The organism is Streptomyces sp. NPDC101165 (assembly GCF_044768135.1).
In the GTDB taxonomy this organism is placed as follows: Bacteria; Actinomycetota; Actinomycetes; order Streptomycetales; family Streptomycetaceae; genus Streptomyces.
Genome location: NZ_JBIWPG010000027.1, coordinates 80524 through 97682, shown reverse-complemented (window position 1 = coordinate 97682; position 17159 = coordinate 80524). Strand labels below are relative to the sequence as shown.

General features: G+C 69.4%; 19 protein-coding genes. 17 read left to right on the top strand and 2 right to left on the bottom strand.

From position 1 onward, the window contains the following. Positions 1–9: 9 nt before the first annotated feature. The 3 genes from ACIRVH_RS40625 (at position 10) to ACIRVH_RS40615 (ending at position 2875) form a co-directional block, all read left to right on the top strand. Complete coding sequence (locus ACIRVH_RS40625) at positions 10–1488, top strand: glutamate-cysteine ligase family protein (protein ID WP_403964647.1); 1479 nt, start codon at positions 10–12, stop codon at positions 1486–1488. A gap of 90 nt (positions 1489–1578) precedes the next feature. Then, on the top strand, positions 1579–2253 hold the full coding sequence (locus tag ACIRVH_RS40620) for a DUF6215 domain-containing protein (RefSeq protein ID WP_403964645.1): 675 nt from the start codon (positions 1579–1581) through the stop codon (positions 2251–2253). Positions 2254–2266: 13 nt separating this feature from the next. Beyond that, positions 2267–2875, top strand: a complete 609-nt coding sequence (locus tag ACIRVH_RS40615; protein WP_403964643.1) for a flavin reductase family protein — start codon at positions 2267–2269, stop codon at positions 2873–2875. A 37-nt stretch (positions 2876–2912) separates the two neighbouring features. Here the strand turns inward: ACIRVH_RS40615 and ACIRVH_RS40610 are convergent, their stop codons facing one another. Next, complete coding sequence (locus tag ACIRVH_RS40610) at positions 2913–3689, bottom strand: cache domain-containing protein (RefSeq protein WP_403964641.1); 777 nt, start codon at positions 3687–3689, stop codon at positions 2913–2915. 38 nt (positions 3690–3727) lie between these two features. Next, complete coding sequence (locus ACIRVH_RS40605; protein WP_403964639.1) at positions 3728–4489, bottom strand: FadR/GntR family transcriptional regulator; 762 nt, start codon at positions 4487–4489, stop codon at positions 3728–3730. Positions 4490–4599: 110 nt separating this feature from the next. Here ACIRVH_RS40605 and ACIRVH_RS40600 point away from each other — a divergent pair, with 110 nt between their 5' ends. The 14 genes from ACIRVH_RS40600 to ACIRVH_RS40535 all read left to right on the top strand — a co-directional run bounded on the left by ACIRVH_RS40600 (position 4600) and on the right by ACIRVH_RS40535 (position 17070). Then, positions 4600–5631, top strand: coding sequence for an ABC transporter ATP-binding protein (locus tag ACIRVH_RS40600; RefSeq protein ID WP_403964637.1), 1032 nt, complete (start codon positions 4600–4602; stop codon positions 5629–5631). A gap of 60 nt (positions 5632–5691) precedes the next feature. Next, complete coding sequence (locus tag ACIRVH_RS40595) at positions 5692–6885, top strand: ABC transporter substrate-binding protein (protein WP_403964635.1); 1194 nt, start codon at positions 5692–5694, stop codon at positions 6883–6885. A 3-nt stretch (positions 6886–6888) separates the two neighbouring features. After that, positions 6889–7782, top strand: a complete 894-nt coding sequence (locus ACIRVH_RS40590) for an ABC transporter permease (RefSeq protein ID WP_403964633.1) — start codon at positions 6889–6891, stop codon at positions 7780–7782. A 12-nt stretch (positions 7783–7794) separates the two neighbouring features. Continuing rightward, on the top strand, positions 7795–8610 hold the full coding sequence (locus ACIRVH_RS40585) for an ABC transporter permease (protein WP_403964631.1): 816 nt from the start codon (positions 7795–7797) through the stop codon (positions 8608–8610). Positions 8611–8864: 254 nt separating this feature from the next. Beyond that, entirely contained in the window at positions 8865–9314 is a 450-nt protein-coding gene (locus ACIRVH_RS40580; protein ID WP_403964629.1) for a hypothetical protein, read from the top strand. Positions 9315–9697: 383 nt separating this feature from the next. Then, positions 9698–10879 carry an ATP-binding protein gene (locus ACIRVH_RS40575; protein ID WP_403964627.1) on the top strand — a complete coding sequence of 394 codons (1182 nt, stop codon included), beginning with the start codon at positions 9698–9700 and terminating at the stop codon, positions 10877–10879. After that, a complete protein-coding gene (locus tag ACIRVH_RS40570; RefSeq protein WP_403964625.1) occupies positions 10876–11718 on the top strand; it encodes a roadblock/LC7 domain-containing protein in 843 nt (280 codons plus the stop codon). The genes ACIRVH_RS40575 and ACIRVH_RS40570 overlap by 4 nt, the downstream gene beginning before the upstream one ends. Then, positions 11715–12098: a DUF742 domain-containing protein gene (locus tag ACIRVH_RS40565; protein WP_389189503.1), complete on the top strand. Its 384-nt coding sequence runs from the start codon at positions 11715–11717 to the stop codon at positions 12096–12098. The genes ACIRVH_RS40570 and ACIRVH_RS40565 overlap by 4 nt, the downstream gene beginning before the upstream one ends. 3 nt (positions 12099–12101) lie before the next feature. After that, on the top strand, positions 12102–12662 hold the full coding sequence (locus ACIRVH_RS40560; protein WP_403964623.1) for a GTP-binding protein: 561 nt from the start codon (positions 12102–12104) through the stop codon (positions 12660–12662). A 13-nt stretch (positions 12663–12675) separates the two neighbouring features. Beyond that, positions 12676–14037 carry a cytochrome P450 gene (locus ACIRVH_RS40555; protein ID WP_403964621.1) on the top strand — a complete coding sequence of 454 codons (1362 nt, stop codon included), beginning with the start codon at positions 12676–12678 and terminating at the stop codon, positions 14035–14037. 96 nt (positions 14038–14133) lie between these two features. Continuing rightward, positions 14134–15381, top strand: coding sequence for a cytochrome P450 (locus ACIRVH_RS40550; protein WP_403964619.1), 1248 nt, complete (start codon positions 14134–14136; stop codon positions 15379–15381). Continuing rightward, complete coding sequence (locus tag ACIRVH_RS40545; RefSeq protein ID WP_403964617.1) at positions 15378–16175, top strand: enoyl-CoA hydratase/isomerase family protein; 798 nt, start codon at positions 15378–15380, stop codon at positions 16173–16175. The genes ACIRVH_RS40550 and ACIRVH_RS40545 overlap by 4 nt, the downstream gene beginning before the upstream one ends. Positions 16176–16267: 92 nt before the next feature. Continuing rightward, positions 16268–16666 carry a DUF4440 domain-containing protein gene (locus tag ACIRVH_RS40540; protein ID WP_403964615.1) on the top strand — a complete coding sequence of 133 codons (399 nt, stop codon included), beginning with the start codon at positions 16268–16270 and terminating at the stop codon, positions 16664–16666. After that, the gene (locus tag ACIRVH_RS40535) at positions 16663–17070 is read left to right on the top strand and encodes a hypothetical protein (RefSeq protein ID WP_403964613.1); all 408 of its coding nucleotides are present in this window, start codon (positions 16663–16665) and stop codon (positions 17068–17070) included. The genes ACIRVH_RS40540 and ACIRVH_RS40535 overlap by 4 nt, the downstream gene beginning before the upstream one ends. Positions 17071–17159 lie beyond the last annotated feature (89 nt).

Below are 17159 nucleotides of genomic sequence, written 5' to 3'. Positions count from 1 at the left end.
GGAGGGCCGATGGGACGGGACGTCCCGGCGCTCGTCTTCACCCGCGAGGACCGCCGCCGGTACCGGATCAAGATGCAGGAGTGCCTCGACGCGTTCGCGCAGATGCTCCGCGACGCTCGCTTCGAGTCCGAGCGACCTCAGGTCGGACTGGAGATCGAGCTGAACCTGGTCGACGACCGGGCCGAGCCCGCGATGCGCAACACCGATGTGCTGGAGGCGATCGCGGACCCCGCCTGGTCGACCGAACTGGGCCGGTTCAACCTCGAGATCAACGTTCCGCCCCGTGGGCTGACGGCGGGCGGCCCGGACGCCTGGGAGTCCGAGATCCGCGCCGCGCTGAACCACGCCGACGAGCGGTCCCGATCGGTCGGTGCCCGGCTGGTCATGGTCGGCATCCTGCCCACCCTGCGCCAGGACGACATCGGCGAGGAGTCCCTGTCGGAGAACCCGCGCTACCGGCTGATCAACGACCAGATCTTCGCGGCCCGGGGCGAGGACCTGCGCATCGAGGTGGACGGCGTCGACCGGCTGCGGACCTACGCGGACACGATCACTCCGGAAGCCGCGTGCACCAGCACGCAGTTCCATCTGCAGGTGTCCCCGGAGACCTTCGCCGGCTACTGGAACGCGGCGCAGGCCATCGCCGGGGTCCAGATAGCACTGTCGGCCAACTCGCCGTTCCTGTTCGGCAAGGAGCTGTGGCACGAGACCCGTATCCCGCTGTTCGAGCAGGCGACCGACACCCGCCCGGAGGAGATCAAGATCCAGGGGGTACGGCCGCGGGTGTGGTTCGGGGAGCGGTGGATCAACAGCGTCTTCGACCTCTTCGAGGAGAACCTGCGCTACTTCCCGGCCCTGCTGCCTCTGACCGACGAGCAGGATCCCGGGGAGACGCTGGACCGCGGGGACATCCCCGAACTGTCCGAACTCACCCTGCACAACGGCACGATCTACCGCTGGAACCGGCCCGTCTACGCCGTCGCCCACGACAAGCCGCACGTCCGGGTGGAGAACCGGGTGCTGCCCGCCGGGCCGACCGTTGCCGACACGCTCGCCAACGGCGCCTTCTACTACGGGCTGACCCGCGCCCTGGTGGAGGAGGACCGCCCGGTGTGGTCGCGGATGTCGTTCTCCGCGGCCGAGGAGAACCTCCACACGGCGGCCCGGCACGGCATCGAGGCGCTGCTGTACTGGCCGGGCATGGGTGAACTGCCGGTGCCCGAACTGGTCCTGCGGCGGCTGCTGCCGCTGGCGCACCGCGGGCTGGAGCTGTCCGGCATGGACGCGGCCTGGCGGGAGCCGCTGCTCGGCATCATCGAGCAGCGCTGTGTCACGGCCCGCAACGGGGCCGTGTGGCAGAAGGAGATGCTCCACCGCATCGACGCCACCACGCACGCCGGCCGCCACGAGGCCCTGCGCCGGATGACCGAGCTGTACATCGACTTCATGCACCTCAACGCGCCGGTGCACACCTGGCCGGTCGACTGACGGAGCCCGCGAAATCGGGGATGCCACCGAAGACGATCACCGGTTAGGCTCCACCAGCGTTTGTCGGGGGAACGACTGAGGTGGGGGAACATGGTTGACGTCGACGATCCCGCGTCCGAGAGGGACCGGAGACCCTGGGTCCAGGCGCTCGTGGCGGTGCTGGTCTTCGGGGGGATAGCGGGAGTCCTGTGGGGGCAGGGGAAATTGGCGGACTCCACCGAGGAGGGACCGGCCACCTGCTCCAGTGACGATCACAAGCCCGGCAGGCATGTGTCGGCGGCCCGGTTGTGCACGGCGCTGAACCGATCGGACCTGCCCACGCTCCTCGGGACACCCCAGGAACAGGCCGAGACCGCCTACGGTTCCGAGAGCTCCTTCAAGGACGCCGACGGCAAGAAGACTTCCTCACCCCAGGCGGAGGTCTCGCTGAAGACGTACTCCGTGAAGCTGTGGGCGTCGGACGATCTGCGGGTCGGCGAATTCTCCGGACTCTTCAGCAGCGACGAGGAGTCGAAGACGATCCTCGGTCACCCCGCCGTCCTGTACTCGGGCCAGACCATCGGCCTCGAGATCAACCTCGGCGACAACAAGATCGGCACCGGCCCGGGTGGCATCGCCCGTCATCTGCTGGTCGCCCGTGACGCCAAGGACGGGGGCGGCTCGTTCGAGGTCGCCGTCTGGCGCCAGGACGACGTTCCGCCCGACGACACGGCGCTGCTCCGCGTCGCCGAGCGGGTGCTGCCGACGGTCCCCGGTTGGACATAGATAGCGTGCTGTCATGCGCGTCGACTACTCACCCCGGTCCCTGGACCCGAGAGGGTTCTACCAGTTGCTCACCGCGGTGGTCGTGCCCCGGCCGATCGCATGGGTCTCGACCCTGACCGCGGACGGCAGGACGGCGAACCTGGCCCCGCACTCGTTCTTCACCGTGGCGTGCACGGATCCGCCGATCGTGCAGTTCACCTCCGTGGGCCGGAAGGACTCGCTGCGCAACGCCGAGGAGACCGGGGAGTTCGTCGTCAACTTCGCGCCCGAGCAGCTCTTCGAGCAGATCAACGCAACCGCGACCGACTTTCCCCGGCACGAGGGCGAGTTCGACGCGGTGGGCATCCGGCCCGAGCCGTCGCTGCGGGTGAAGCCGCCGCGGGTGGCCGCCTCCCCGGTGGCGCTCGAGTGCACGCTGCACTCGACGCTGCGGCTCGGCAACTCGACGGTGGTGTTCGGCCAGGTCGTGCACGCGGCCGTCAGCGACGACGTCCTGGTGGACGGCCGGCCGGACATCGGACTGCTGCGCCCGCTGGCCCGGTTGGGCGGGAACGAGTGGAGCACGGTCGGAGAGGTGCGCGAGGCGGCGCGCGTACCGTACCGGGAGTGGACGGCCGACTGAGCACGGGTGCGTCCGTCCGCGCCCTGCCGTACAGGTCCTAGGCCAGTACGAGGACGAGCGGGATGCCGTGGCAGGGCACCAGTCGCAGGCCCTCGTACTCGGCGGGCGTGGCCTCGGTGAGCAGGTCGCCGAAGTCGGGGCCCTTGGTGAGGGAGCCGGCCAGGTGTGCGGGGTCGGCGGAGGCGGCGACCCGGCCGCGGGCGTTGACCAGGTGGGCGGGCCGGGGCAGCCGCCGCAGCAGCGGGAGTACGGCCGCCTCGAAGTGCCGTAGGTACACATCGGCCGCGGCGACCCCGGCGAAGCGTCCCTCGGTCTCGACCGGTGCGGACAGGGTGAGGCTGTACTCGTCGGAGCAGAGGTAGTCGACGTACGGGCCGGCCACAGCGCGGCGCCCGGTGTCGCGGGGCAGGGCGAACCAGTCCCAGTGCGTGTAGTCGGAGTACGCCGAGTGCCCGGGGTCGAGGTCGAGCAGCAGGGGTCGTACGTCGCCGTCGGCGCCCGTCTGCCACCACTCGAGCCATGCGGGTACGTCGGTCAGCAGGCCGGGGGCGGCCACGAAGCCGACGCCGGAGACCAGTTCCTGGCGGGTCAGCCGCTGGTGCAGGCCGGGGCGGAGGGCGGCGAGGTCCACGCTCGCGGGGCGACGGCCCTGTGCGGTCGCCTTGGCGAGCAGGGCCGCGGTGTCGGCCCGGGTGGCGGCGACGGCCTCGAACACCGCCTCCAGCGCACCGCCCACCTGCGAGGCCACCCACGCCTCGGCGTCCGTGTCGAGCGTCGCGGCAGCCGAGTGGGCCTGCCCGGTGCTCCAGCCCATGGTGTCCTCCAGCGGGACGAGAACCGGACGCGGCGCGTTCAGAGGGTGAGGCGTACGGCGACGAGTCGCGCCGTCGACTCCCTGACGCACCGCTCGGCCAGCGTGCCGGCCGATTCGTGGGCCCCATCTTGCACGGCCGAGATCACGGAGCGGTGACGGTCCGCCACTTCTTCACGATATTCGCCGTTCCCCAGGACCAGGCACAGCAGCGCGCCCACCTCGCTCTGCAGGGCGACCTGCTCACGGGTGAGCCGGGCGGACTGGGCGGCCGCGGCGAGTTCCACGTGGAAGCGGCCGTACAGGCGGCTGCGGGCCGCCGTCTCCTCCGCGTGGGCCAGCTCCTCGGCGGTACGGCGCAGGGGGTGGAGGTCCTCGGGTTCGGTGCGCTGGGCGGCGAGGCGGGCGGCGGCGCCGGACAGGGCGGCCCAGTGGTCGCCCAGGTCGCGCAGTTCCTCGGTGCTCCAGCCGCGCAGCCGGGCCTTGAGCCGGTCGTCGGCGGGGACCTCGGGCAGCGACACGAAGCTGCCGCCGCCGCGGCCCCTGCGGGTGGTGACCAGGCCCTGCTGCCTGAGTGCCATCAGCGCCTCACGCAGGGTCACCGTCGACACGCCGAGCTGTGCGGCGAGTTCACTCTCGCCCGGAAGCTGCTCGCCGTCGGCGAGAAGTCCCAGTTCTATGGCGTCGCCGATGCGGCGGACGACCGTGTCCACGCGGGCCCGGTTGTCCACCGGCGTGAAGACGGCCCGACGGGCGCCGCCGCCCGTTCCCCGGGCGCCGCCGTCGATCTCGTGTTGCCTCACGGCCACCACCTTGTGCGTTGACTCAAGCTTTACCCTAAGGGGACCTTGAGCTTAGAACTATGACTTCATATGTTTGCGGTCAACGTAGAGCGCGCCAGAAAGGTTCCCGCATGGAGGGAATTGCTATCCGGCTGCAGGACCTGCGGAAGTCGTTCGGGGAGACGACCGCCGTGGCCGGTGTGGACCTGGAGATCCGGGACGGAGAGTTCTTCTCCATGCTCGGCCCCTCCGGCTCGGGGAAGACCACGGTCCTCAGGCTCATCGCCGGGTTCGAGGCGCCCACCGCGGGCCGGATCGAACTGGCCGGGCAGGAGGTCACCGGCCTCGCCCCGTTCGAACGGGACGTGCACACGGTCTTCCAGGACTACGCCCTGTTCCCGCACATGACGGTCGAGCAGAACGTCGCCTACGGGCTCAAGGTCCGCAAGGTGCCCAAGCCCGAACGCCTCGTCCGCGCCCGCAAGGCGCTCGCCGAGGTCCGTCTCGAGGGCTACGGCCAGCGGCGCCCCGCCCAGCTGTCCGGCGGACAGCGCCAGCGCGTCGCCCTGGCCCGCGCCCTCGTCGGCCGCCCCCGGGTCCTGCTGCTCGACGAGCCCCTCGGCGCCCTCGACCTGAAGCTGCGCGAACAGATGCAGGTCGAACTCAAGGCACTCCAGCGGGAGGTGGGCATCACCTTCGTCTTCGTCACCCACGACCAGGAGGAGGCCCTGACGATGAGCGACCGCATCGCCGTCTTCGACCAGGGCCGCATCGCCCAGGTCGGCACACCCGCCGAGATATACGAGCGCCCGGCGACCCCCTTCGTCGCCTCCTTCGTCGGCACGTCGAACCTGCTGGAGGGCGAGGCGGCCCACCGGATCGTCGGCGCTCCCGGCACGTACAACATCCGCCCGGAGAAGATCCGTGTCCTGAAGGAGTCCGCCGAGGCGGACGAGCCCGGACGCGCGACCGTCACCGGCACGGTCGCCGAGGTCGTCTACCTCGGCGACGCCACCCGCTTCCTCGTCGACCTCGACGGCGGCGGCCGCCTCACCGCCCTCCAGCAGAACCTCGAGACCTCCTCCGAGGACGTCGCCGCCTACCGCGGCGCCCGGGTGCGCCTCCAGTGGCACCGCGGACACGCCGTCCGGATCCCTTCCTGACCCCCCTGCTCCCCCGAACCCTCCGCTCCGCGCAAGGCTCCCTCACTCATGGAGAACGTCGTGCGTCTCACCCGAACCCTCGTGGCCGCGGCCGGCACCGCGGCCCTGCTGCTCACCGCCGCCTGCGGCTCCTCCGGCAACGGCTCCTCGGCCACCGGCCTCAATCCGCCCGACCTCAAGGCCCCGACGAAGCTCGGCAAGACCGAGGGCCAGGTCAACCTGATCGCCTGGGCGGGCTATGTCGAGGACGGTTCCAACGACCCCAAGGTGAACTGGGTCAGCGACTTCGAGAAGCAGACAGGATGCCAGGTCAACTCCAAGGTCGCCGCCAGCTCGGACGAGATGGTCAAGCTGATGAAGACCGGGGAGTACGACGCCGTCTCCGCCTCCGGGGACGCCTCCCTGCGCCTGATCGCCTCCGGCGACGCGGCCCCCGTCAACACCGACCTCGTCCCCAACTACAAGGACGTCTTCAGCGGCCTGAAGAACGGCTCCTGGAACTCGGTCAAGGGGCAGATGTACGGCATCCCGCACGGCCGGGGCGCCAACCTGCTGATGTACAACACCGAGAAGGTGAACCCGGCGCCCACCTCCTGGTCGGCGGTCTTCGACGACGCCCCGAAGCACAAGGGCCACGTCACCGCGTACGACTCGCCGATCTACATCGCCGACGCGGCCCTGTACCTCAAGGCCACCAGGCCCGAACTGAAGATCAAGAACCCGTACGCGCTCGACCAGAAGCAGTTCGACGCCGCCGTGGCCCTGCTGAAGCAGCAGAACGCGAACATCGGCGAGTACTGGAGCGACTATCTCAAGGAGATCTCCGCCTTCAAGAGCGGGGACTCGGTCGTCGGCACCACCTGGCAGGTCATCGCCAGCCTGACCGCCGGTGAGGGCGCCAAGGTCAAGGCGTTCGTCCCGAAGGAGGGCTCGACCGGCTGGTCGGACACCTGGATGGTGTACGCCAAGGCCAAGCACCCCAACTGCGCCTACAAGTGGCTCGACTGGATCGTCTCCCCCAAGGTCAACGCCCAGGTCGCCGAGTACTTCGGCGAGGCCCCGGCCAACTCCAAGGCCTGCGCCGAGACCAGCGACAAGAACTTCTGCACGACCTACCACGCCGCCGACGAGGGCTACTGGAAGAACATCGCCTTCTGGAACACACCCATCGAGCAGTGCCTCGACGGCCGGACGGACGTCAAGTGCGTGCCGTACGCGAAGTGGGTGCAGGCCTGGACCGAGATCAAGGGCTGAGCCGTGACCAGTGAAGTGACGCCCGCCGCCGGACGGGGCACCGTCCGGCGGCTCGCCGGAGCGCTGCACACCAGACCCCGGCTCCGCCTCGCCCTGCTGCTCACCGCGCCGCTGCTGTGGCTGACGGTCCTGTACCTGGGCTCGCTGACGGTCCTGTTCGTCTCCGCGTTCTGGACGACCAACTCCTTCACCTCCCAGGTGGTGAAGGTCTGGTCGACGGACAACTTCCACGCCCTGTTCACGACCCCGGTCTTCCGCCAGGTGATCCTGCGCAGCGTCGGAGTGGCGCTCGCGGTGACCGTGCTGTGCGTCGTGATCGCCTTTCCGGTCGCCTTCTACACCGCGCGGGTGGCCCGCCCCACGTGGCGCCCGCTGCTCGTGGTGGCGATCCTCACCCCGCTGTGGGCGAGCTACCTGGTGAAGGTGTACGCCTGGCGGCTGATCCTCTCCGAGGGCGGCCTCGCCGACTGGATGCTCAAGCCCTTCGGCCTGAGCGGACCGGGCTTCGGGCTGCCCGCCACCGTGCTCACGCTGACGTACCTGTGGCTGCCGTACATGATCCTGCCGATCCACACCGCCCTCGAACAGCTGCCGGGCAACCTGCTCGACGCCTCGGCGGACCTCGGGGCGAAGGCCGGCCGCACCTTCCGTTCGGTGGTGCTGCCGATGGTGCTGCCGTCCGTGGCCGCCGGCTCCGTGTTCACCTTCTCGCTCAGCCTCGGCGACTACATCACCGTGCAGATCGTCGGCGGCAAGACCCAGCTCGTCGGCAACCTCGTGTACTCCAACATCGAACTCAACCTGCCCATGGCGGCCGCGCTCGGCACCGTCCCCGTGCTCGTGATCGTCCTGTACCTGCTGGCGATCCGCCGCACGGGCGCCCTGACCAGCCTGTAGGAGAAGAGCGCCATGCATCTCAGCCGCACCGCGCGCACCGCCCTGCGCATAGGCGCCGCACTCGGCTTCGCGGTGATCTACGTCCCGCTCCTGCTCGTCCTCGTCAACTCCCTGAACCCCGACCGCAGTGCGAGCTGGCCACCGCCCGGGTTCACACTGCGCTGGTGGTCCGTGGCCCTCGACAACTCCGGTGCGCGCGAGGCGCTGTGGGTGTCCGTGAAGGCGGGCCTGGGCGCCACCGCGATCGCGCTGGTCCTCGGCACGCTCATCGCGTTCGCGGTCGCCCGGCACCGGTTCTTCGGCCGCGACACGGTGTCGTTCATCGTGGTCCTGCCGATCGCGCTGCCCGGCATCGTCACGGGCATCGCGCTCAACTCGGCCTTCGGCACGGTGCTCGCGCCGCTCGGTGTGGGCCTCGGGCTGTTCACCGTGATCGTCGGCCACGCCACCTTCTGCATCGTGGTGGTCTTCAACAACGTGGTGGCGCGGCTGCGCCGTACGGCCGCCTCGTACGAGGAGGCGGCGATGGACCTGGGGGCGACGACCTTCCGCGCCTTCGCCGACGTCACCTTCCCGCTGGTCCGCTCCGCGCTGCTGGCCGGCGGTCTGCTCGCCTTCGCCCTGTCCTTCGACGAGATCGTCGTCACGACCTTCACGGCAGGACCCGGTATCGAGACCCTGCCCATCTGGATCTTCGACAACATGACCCGGCCCCAGCAGGCGCCCGTGGTGAACGTCGTGGCTGCCGTGCTCGTCCTGCTGTCGGTCGTCCCGATCTATGTCGCCCAGCGGCTGTCCTCGGACACGGCGACATCGAGCCGGGTGTGAGGGGGACCCGACCCGCACACCACAGCGACCCCAAAAGTTCATCCAAGTCCCTGGCAACCCTTGCCACTTGCCGGGTTTCTCCTGATCGCCGCCGCACCCCGAACGCGTGAACGACCGCGTGCGGCACGCTCATTCGACCCTGGAGACCCCTTGCGCGAGCGCACCACTCTCCTGGCCGGGGCCTGGGAGGGCTTTCGTAGGCTGAGCGTGCCCGAAGCTCCTCCGGGAGGTGCGCCCGCAGGCGGGAGACGGTCGTGATCGAAGTGGCCGCGGCGTTCGCCGTCGTGGGCGCGGCGAGCAATGCCGTCGGCACGGCGTTCCAGCGCAAGGCCGCGTCCACCAGCCGTCGCGGCGGGGTACGGCTGCCGGCGGAGCTGCTGCGCCGGCCGGCCTGGCTGATCGGCATGGCCGGGGTGGTCGGCGCCGCGCTGTTCCAGAGCCTGGCCCTCGTCAACGGCCCGCTCGCGCTGGTCCAGCCTTTGTTCATCCTGGAGTTTCCCTTCGCCCTGCTCATCGCGGGGCTGTTGATGCACCGCCGGCTGCCCCGTTCGGGCTGGTGGGGTGTCGGCGGCGTGGTGACGGGCCTGGCCGTCCTGCTGGCGGCCGCCTCGGCCACGGGCAACGCGCCCTGGGTATCGCCCTGTTCGACGAACGCATCCGCACGGGCTGGTGGCTGGTGCCCGAAATATGCGGTGCCGTACTGATCGTCATGGGAGTGGTGGTCCTGAGCCGGGCCGTTCAGCACCTCGCCGTCCGTTAAGTCCATGAAAGGGCAATCAGTCCTTCATGGTGCCGAATAAATACCCCACACCCTCACGACTTGGCCGCACTGCCGTTGACTGTCGTTCAATCAATAACCTCTGCGGCGAACATGCTTCGGTTACCGGACGACTCCGCGTTGTGAAACTTCCCCTATCTCAGTGATAGCATCCCCGCGTCTGCGACCTTGGTCCACTCGGCTCAGGCGCTGTTTTGAGATCGGGCCGGTTCTCATCACGACGGCGACCGAGTCGTGCCAAGCGGTTGTGCCACGGATTCCCCCGATCCGTCCGCCGACGACTGCAGGCTACATATAGGAAAGGTTTCCATGAATCGAGACGCACTCGTGTGGTGCCTGGTTGCGGCGACGACCATCGCCGTCGCCGCGGCCCTGGTGCTCAGTCGTCGCAACAAGGCCATAGCGGCGAAGAAGCAGCAGGCCGAGGCCGCGCTCACGCAGAGGCTGAGCGAGGCCGACGTGCAACTGGCCGCTTTAAGAGCGGAGTTGCAGCAGCACCAGGACGAGCACGACAAGACCATCCAAGAAGCCGAAGAGGCGGCCGAGGAGAGCACCAAGGCTGTTCTCAAGGGTTCCGCGCGCTTTTTGCAGAGCCTTGCCGCGGAACAGCTCGCGCTTCTTGAGGAAATCCAGCGCAAGTACGGCGGCCATTCCGTCCTGAGTGATTTGCTGGAAGTCAGTCACGCCAATGCGCAGATGGCCCGCAAGTCACAGGGTATTGCGGTTATGTGTGGTGCTCCGCTGGGTCGCCGCAATAGGCCCGCCAGCGTTTATGACGTGGTGCGCAGTGCGCAGGGTCAGATTCGTAACTTCCGGCGTGTCGAAATCATGCAGCAGACCGGTTTCGCATTGAAGGCGTCCGCCGTTTCTCCGGTCGCGCTCGCCGTCGCCGAACTTCTCGACAACGCTGCCAGTTTTTCTCAGCAGGGTTCGCCGATCGAGGTCACTTTCCAGCGGGTGCAGAAGAACCTGTGCATCGTCATCGACGACGCCGGTGTCGGTATGAACGACGAGGACCGGCAGAAGGCCTCCGCGCTGCTCTCCGGTGGCTTCCGCCCCCGTCTCTCGCATCTCGGCAACCAGCCGAAGTTCGGTTTCCCCGTCATCGGTCTGCTCGCGCAGCAGTACGGATTCCGGGTGGACGTGACCGGTGTCTCCCGCTACGGCGGCGTGCGCGCCGTCGTGCTGCTGCCCGAGGAGCTGTGGACCGAGGAAGAGGCGGCCCCGGCCGAGGACTCCCAGGTCAGCGGTATCCGTGGCACCGTCGGCCGGCCGGAGCCCGTCAGCCGTACCGCGCACGGCCTGCCGCGGCGTGGCGCCCGCCAGGTGCCCATCGCCAGCGTTCCCGACCGGAACAGCTCGGAGCCGCCCGCCGCGGCGCCGGAGGACGCCGGCCGTGCCGCGGGCCGGAGCCTCGGAGCCTTCCAGCGCGGCACGCTCTCGGGCCGCAATCTCGCCTCGGCGCCGTCCGAAGGGTCCGATGACGCATGACCACAGACCTGTCGTGGATGCTCGAGGACATCGTGCACAACGTGCCGAAGGCGCGTCACGCCGTCCTGCTGTCCGCGGACGGCCTTCCCCGGGGCGCGACCGACGGCATGGCCCAGAAGGACGTGCGGACGATCTCCGCCGCCATGGCCGGCATGCAGTCGCTCAGCCGCGCGACCTCCCACTTCGCCGGGCCGGGGGAAGACAGGCAGTGGAACCAGACGATCATCGAGTTCTCACACGGCTGGATCTTCCTGATCGGTGCCGGGCAGGGCGCCTACCTGGCGGCGGCCGCGGCGCCGGACGTCGACATGCAGCAGATCTCCTTCCGCATGCACCGGCTGGTCGCCCGGCTCGGCAACAACCTCACCTCGCCGCCCCGGGTGAACACGGACGGCCTCGCCGGGCAGTCCGGCGGAGCCCGGGCGCAGCATGGGGCGGGCGGCCAGGGGATCCCGATCGTGGACCTCGACGAGGTGGTCGCCGAGGTGCAAGGTGCGCGCCACGCCGTCCTGTTGGGCTCCGACGGCCTGCCCCGCGGCGCCACCACGGGTATGAGCCAGGACCTGGCGGACACGATCTCCGCGGCCATGACGGGGATTCACGCCTACAGCCGGGCCACCTCGCAGTTCGCCGGTGTGGGCCAGGACGCGAAGTGGCGGCAGACGGTGATCGAGTTTCAGCACGGCTGGATCTTCCTGATCTCGGCCGGCCGCGGGGCGTTCCTGGCCGCGGCCGCCGAACACGATGCCGATATCGAGGAGTTCACCACCCGGCTGCATCAGGTGGTGCCCCGGCTGAGCGCATATATGGCACCACTCGGGGAGGCGAGCCGTACGTGAATGACGGGCCGGATCAGGAACTTGAGCTGACCTCAGCATTAGTCCCGCTCTTCGTGATCACGAACGGGCGAGCCCTGCCCCCGGACAATGCCTACGAGCGCACCACCCTGGTGTCCGCGCTAGAGGGTGCCACTGCTTCGGCTCGCACGCTTTCTCCGGAGGCGAGGCAGGTTCTGGAGCTGGTGACGGAAGGTTTTCTCTCCGTCGCCGAAGTGGCCGCCCACACGCATCTGCCGCTGGGGATCGTGCGGATTCTCCTGGCACAGATGGAGGAGAGCGGTCTCATCATCGCGCGGAAGCCCGTGCCCCGCGCCGAACGTGTCGACCGAGAAGTGCTCAACGCCGTACTCGACGGCCTCAAAGCCCGATTCGGAGCGTGATTCGTGTACCTGGATTCAGGTGTCCTCACCGCGGTGAAGATCCTCGTGGTGGGGCACTTCGGGGTCGGGAAGACCACGTGCATCGGCAGCATCTCCGAGATCGAGCCCCTGCGGACCGAAGAGGAGATCACCGAAGCCAGCGTAGGCTTTGACGATCTGTCAGGAACTCCGGACAAGACCACCACGACGGTCGCCATGGACTTCGGCCGCCTGACCATCAGCGACGAGGTGGTGCTGTACCTCTTCGGCACGCCGGGTCAGGAGCGCTTCAAGGAGATGTGGGAGGAGCTGTCCCGGGGGGCGCTGGGCGCGCTCGTCCTCGTCGACCCGGAGCGGCTGTCGGAGTCCTTCGCGGTCCTGGACCTGGTCGAGCGGTTCGGCCTGACGTACGCCATAGGCGTCAACCACTTCGACGACACGACCAACTACCCGCTCGCGGAGATCCGCGAGGCGCTGAACCTGTCCGACCGGACACCCGTCGTCTCCTGCGACGTACGGGACCAGCAGTCGTCGGCGCAGGCGCTCATCACCCTCGTCCACCACCTACTGTCCCTTCTCGACTAGGAGCCTCCCCCACATGCAGCAGCGTCCCGGCATACAAGGGCCACCGCCCGGCTGCCCCGCGCACGGCAATGTCCCCCTCTACGGCCCCCAGTTCGGCTCCGATCCCGACGCCACCTACGCGTACCTGCGCAGCCTCGGCCCGAGTGCGCCGGTCGACATCGCCCCGGGCGTGGAGGTCGAGCTGGTCACCAGCTACGACGCCGCCCTGTACATCCTGCAGAACCCCGCTTCGTTCGTCCGGGACTCGCGGCGCTGGCGGGCGCTGAACGAGGGTCGGGTGCCCGAGGACAGCCCGGCGCTGCCCATGATGGGGTACCGGCCCAACGCACTGTTCAGCGACGGAGCGGCACACGCCCGCCTCCGCCAGGCCGTCACCGACAGTCTGGCCAACGTCAACGAGATCCAGCTGGTGCGGCAGACCCAGCAGTCCGCCGACTACCTGGTGAGCCGGTTCAGCTCCGACCGGCTCGGGCAGGCCGAGCTGATGGCCGAGTACGCGCAGCCGCTGCCGCTGCTGGTCTTCAGCGAGTTGTTCGGGTGCCCGCCCGAGATCGGTGACCGGGTGATCGTCGGGATCAGCGGCATCTTCGACGGTACGGCCGGTGCGGACCAGGTGCTGGGCGAGGCGCTCGGCGAGCTGATCGCGCTCAAGCGGCGCAGGCCCGGCAACGACCTGACGACCCGTCTGATGGAGCACTCCGCGGCACTGACCGACGAGGAGGTGCTGCACCAGCTCGTGACGCTGCTCTCGGGCGGCACCGCGCCCCTGTCGGCGACGATCGGCACCAGCAGCGCGCTGATCCTCGGCGAGGACTGGCAGACCGGCCTGCCGGTCGAGGACGCGGTCGGCCAGGCCCTGTGGAACTACGCGCCGATCGCCAACTACGCGGCCCACTACCCCACCCACGACGTGGAGTTGGGCGGCCGGATGCTCCGCGCGAACGACCCGGTGGTGATCTCCTTCGCGGCCGCCAACACCGATCCCCGGCTGGCGGAGCACCGCGAGCAGCTCAGCGCCAAGGCCCATCTGTCCTTCGGTGCCGGGCCGCACGCCTGCCCGGCCAAGGACCCGGCGTTCGTGATCGCCGTCACCGCCGTCGAGTCCCTCCTCAACCGGCTGCCCGACATCGAAGTCCGGGTGCCGTTCAAGGACTTGAGCTGGGTGCCCGCTCCCTGGAGCCGGTCCCTGGTGGCGCTGCCGGTCCGGTTCACGCCGCGCACCGTGGCGCCGACGCCCGCTCAGGCACCGCAGCAGCCTGCCGCGACCACCGCGCACCACGGCCCGAGCCTCGTGCCGCAGCCTGCGGCGCCGGCCTCGTCCAAGCCCAAACCGGGCCTCTTCAGTCGGTTCCTGGCATGGACCAGGGGAGAGTGACGTAGGCAACCCTTCGCACGAATAGTCATCTTGTATGTATCGGCAAACGGGGGGGTATGCATGGCGGCTGATACGTGAGAGCAAGAAGGGGACATCGTGGAGATTGCGATAACTCCGCCCGTCGACAGACGATTTGCCGTTTCGCTCTTCTCCCGCTTAAGGACGGCGAAGGGCCAGGCGAATCCCTTCCCGATCTACGGGGAGCTGCGGTCGAGGGGCGGAGTCGTCGCAGCCCCCTGGGGCGGACATCTGGTCACCGCCTTCGACGTGTGCGACCAGGTGCTGCGCAGCCGTGACTGGCTGGAGCCCGACGCACGCTGGCGGGAGCAGCAGGGAGACGGCACGCGCTGGACGGCTCCGTCCTCGCGCCAGATGAGCCGGACACTGCCCGCACTCAACCCTCCGGAGCACACCTGGGTGCGCCGGTCGGCGGGCATGTTCGACCGCACCACCCTGGAGCAGCTGCGCGGGACGGTGGGCCACAGCACGACCCGGCTCCTCGACTCGCTCGCCGAGCGGCTGCACGACGGCGAGGCGGACTTCAACACCTTGGTCGGCGAGGAGTTGCCCGTCGCCACCATCGGGCACTGGCTCGGGCTGCCTGCCGCCGACTTCCCCCGGCTGCGGGAGCTGACCCACGACCAGGTCTTCACCCAGGAACTGCTGCCGTCGGCCAGCCAGCTGGCGAAGTCGGACGCGGCCACGGCGGAGCTGCGGACCTACTTCATGGACCTGGTGCGCGGGCGGCGGGCCCGTCCCGGTGACGACCCCGTCTCTCGGTGGATCACGGTGTGGGACGCCATGGAGAACGACCAGGACAAGGCGGACGAAGCGGTCTACTTCCTGGCGTTGTTCGTGCTCCTTGCGGCGCTGGAGACCACGGCCACGCTGCTGTCGACGATGACGCTCCTGCTGCTGGAGCATCCCCGTCAGTGGGACTGGCTCTCCGTCCACCCCGAACTCGTGCCCGCCGCCGTTGAAGAATCGTTGCGCTACGACCCGCCCACGCACGTCATCACCCGCGTCTCCTCCCGGGACGGCGTTCTCGGCGGCGTCGAGGTCCGCAAGGACGAGATGGTCCACCTCATGGTGGGCGCGGCCAACCGGGACCCGGCCAAGCACGAGGATCCCGAACTGTTCAACCTGCACCGCAAACCGGCGCACCTCGCCTTCAGCGGTGGCATCCACTACTGCCTCGGGGCTCCCCTGGCCCGTATGGAGGCACAGACCCTGCTCCACCAGCTGGTCAGGCGCTTCCCCCGCCTCACCCTCGTACGCAGGCCGACCTGGGCACCACGCGTGGCCTTCCGGCGCCTGCTGAACCTGGACGTCGCCCTCTCATGACCGACATGATCAACACCTCCCCCCACTTCCCCTACAAGGCGCTGCACGTCGAACAGGACGGGCCGGTCCTCCGGGCCCGCCTCAACCCCCTGGCACAGGACGGCACACTGACCGTCGCCGCCCTCGACGACCTCGCCACCCTCCTCCACAGCCTCCACGACCGGCCCGACATCCGGGTGCTGATCCTCTCTGCCGCAGGTGCGGACTTCTGTCTCGGCGCCGACCGGGTCGAGTACCAGGCGGCGCTGGCCGAGGACCCGACCGGAGCCGCCATGCGCCGGATCACGGACAAGGCCTACCGCGTGTGCGACGCACTGGAGAACACGCACGCGGTCACCGTCGCCAGGCTCCACGGCAAGGTGGTGGGCGCCGGTCTCGCGCTCGCCTCCTTCTGCGACCTGCGCGCCGGAGCCGACAGCTGCCGGTTCCGGATGCCCGAGATCGGGCTCGGTCTGCCGCCCGCCTGGGGAGGCGCCATGGGCCGTCTGATCGTCGAGGGCGGAGCCGCCAGGATCCGCGAACTCATGCTCACCTGTGAGACCTTCGACGCGACCACCGCCCACCGGCTCGGCCTCCTGCACAAGGTCGCCCCGCTCGACGAACTGGACGCGGCCGTCGACGCCTGGGTACGCCCGCTCGTCCGGCGCTCACCCGAAGCACTCACCCTCACCAAGCGCATGTTCGCGGGATACTCGCGCGCCAATCGCACGGCCGATGTCGCCCTGCTGGACGCGCACCTCCTCACCGCACAGCTCAACCAGGCGCGCCCCCAGCGCGTGGCCGAGCACTCCTAGGGAATCAGCGCCCGGTCGACGGCGACCGGGCGGCACCCCTACCCAACTGCTGCTCCCTTGGCGGGCCTTCGGGTGCGTGGTAGCTTCGCACGGTGTCCAAGATCGAGATCGACGCGGTGACGGCCGAGTTCCTCGGCGCCTTCGACAACCGCGGCGGCAGACCGGCCGACGTGGCACGCATCCGCCGGCTCGTCCTCCCCTCCGGGGTCATCGTCATGACCGGCCCGGACTTCACCGTCTACACCGTGGACCAATTCATCGAGCCCCGTCGGCAGTTGCTCTCCGACGGCCGGCTCGTCGAGTTCTCGGAGTGGGAGACCTCCGAACACACGGAGATCGTGGGCGACATCGCGTCCCGCGTGAGTGAGTACCGCAAGTCCGGGATCATGAACGGTGAGCCGTTCGAGGGCGGCGGTGCCAAGACCCTGCAGTTCGTGCGCACTCCGGACGGCTGGCGCATCGCGGCACTCGCCTGGTTCGACCGGCCGTGAGGAACGAGCGTCGCCTCCGTCGCCTCGTCGTGGGTGAGACGGTCTGGTACTGGACCGTCCGGCAGCACATCAGGCCCGCTTACGACGACTGCCGCCTCACCCTCTCCTTCTTCACCGGCGGAACCGCCAAGAATGCCGGCCGCCGGCTTTCCCTGCTCTTCGCTCCCAGCGCGAACCGGGTCGTCTCGAACACGTACTTCGAGTCGGGCACCGTGGTGCGCCTGCCGGACCGCGGCCACCTCAACCTCTACGAACCCGGGACGGCACGCCGCCTCCTGGACGCCGCGGCACCCGCCCTGGAGGCACAACCGGCGGTGCGGAACGTGGTGGTGGACGGCTGGCCGTACTTCGCCTTGGTCCTCGACCGCGCGGACCGGGCGGCAGGCGGCCACGTAGGCGCGTGAGACGGGCCGCACCCGGGTGGCACGGCCCGCCTCCGGTCGCAGGCGGATGGTTCTCGGACGGTCGGCGCGCCTTGTCGTGGGGTCGGTTC

Excerpts from the sequence above, each read along its gene's own strand:
- ACIRVH_RS40615 (WP_403964643.1), top strand. The coding sequence starts at position 2,267 with ATGCGCGTCGACTACTCACCCCGGTCCCTGGACCCGAGAGGGTTCTAC.
- ACIRVH_RS40570 (WP_403964625.1), top strand. The coding sequence starts at position 10,876 with ATGACCACAGACCTGTCGTGGATGCTCGAGGACATCGTGCACAACGTG.
- ACIRVH_RS40575 (WP_403964627.1), top strand. The coding sequence starts at position 9,698 with ATGAATCGAGACGCACTCGTGTGGTGCCTGGTTGCGGCGACGACCATC.
- ACIRVH_RS40545 (WP_403964617.1), top strand. The coding sequence starts at position 15,378 with ATGACCGACATGATCAACACCTCCCCCCACTTCCCCTACAAGGCGCTG.
- ACIRVH_RS40600 (WP_403964637.1), top strand. The coding sequence starts at position 4,600 with ATGGAGGGAATTGCTATCCGGCTGCAGGACCTGCGGAAGTCGTTCGGG.
- ACIRVH_RS40555 (WP_403964621.1), top strand. The coding sequence starts at position 12,676 with ATGCAGCAGCGTCCCGGCATACAAGGGCCACCGCCCGGCTGCCCCGCG.
- ACIRVH_RS40610 (WP_403964641.1), bottom strand. The coding sequence starts at position 3,689 with ATGGGCTGGAGCACCGGGCAGGCCCACTCGGCTGCCGCGACGCTCGAC.
- ACIRVH_RS40625 (WP_403964647.1), top strand. The coding sequence starts at position 10 with ATGGGACGGGACGTCCCGGCGCTCGTCTTCACCCGCGAGGACCGCCGC.
- ACIRVH_RS40620 (WP_403964645.1), top strand. The coding sequence starts at position 1,579 with ATGGTTGACGTCGACGATCCCGCGTCCGAGAGGGACCGGAGACCCTGG.
- ACIRVH_RS40585 (WP_403964631.1), top strand. The coding sequence starts at position 7,795 with ATGCATCTCAGCCGCACCGCGCGCACCGCCCTGCGCATAGGCGCCGCA.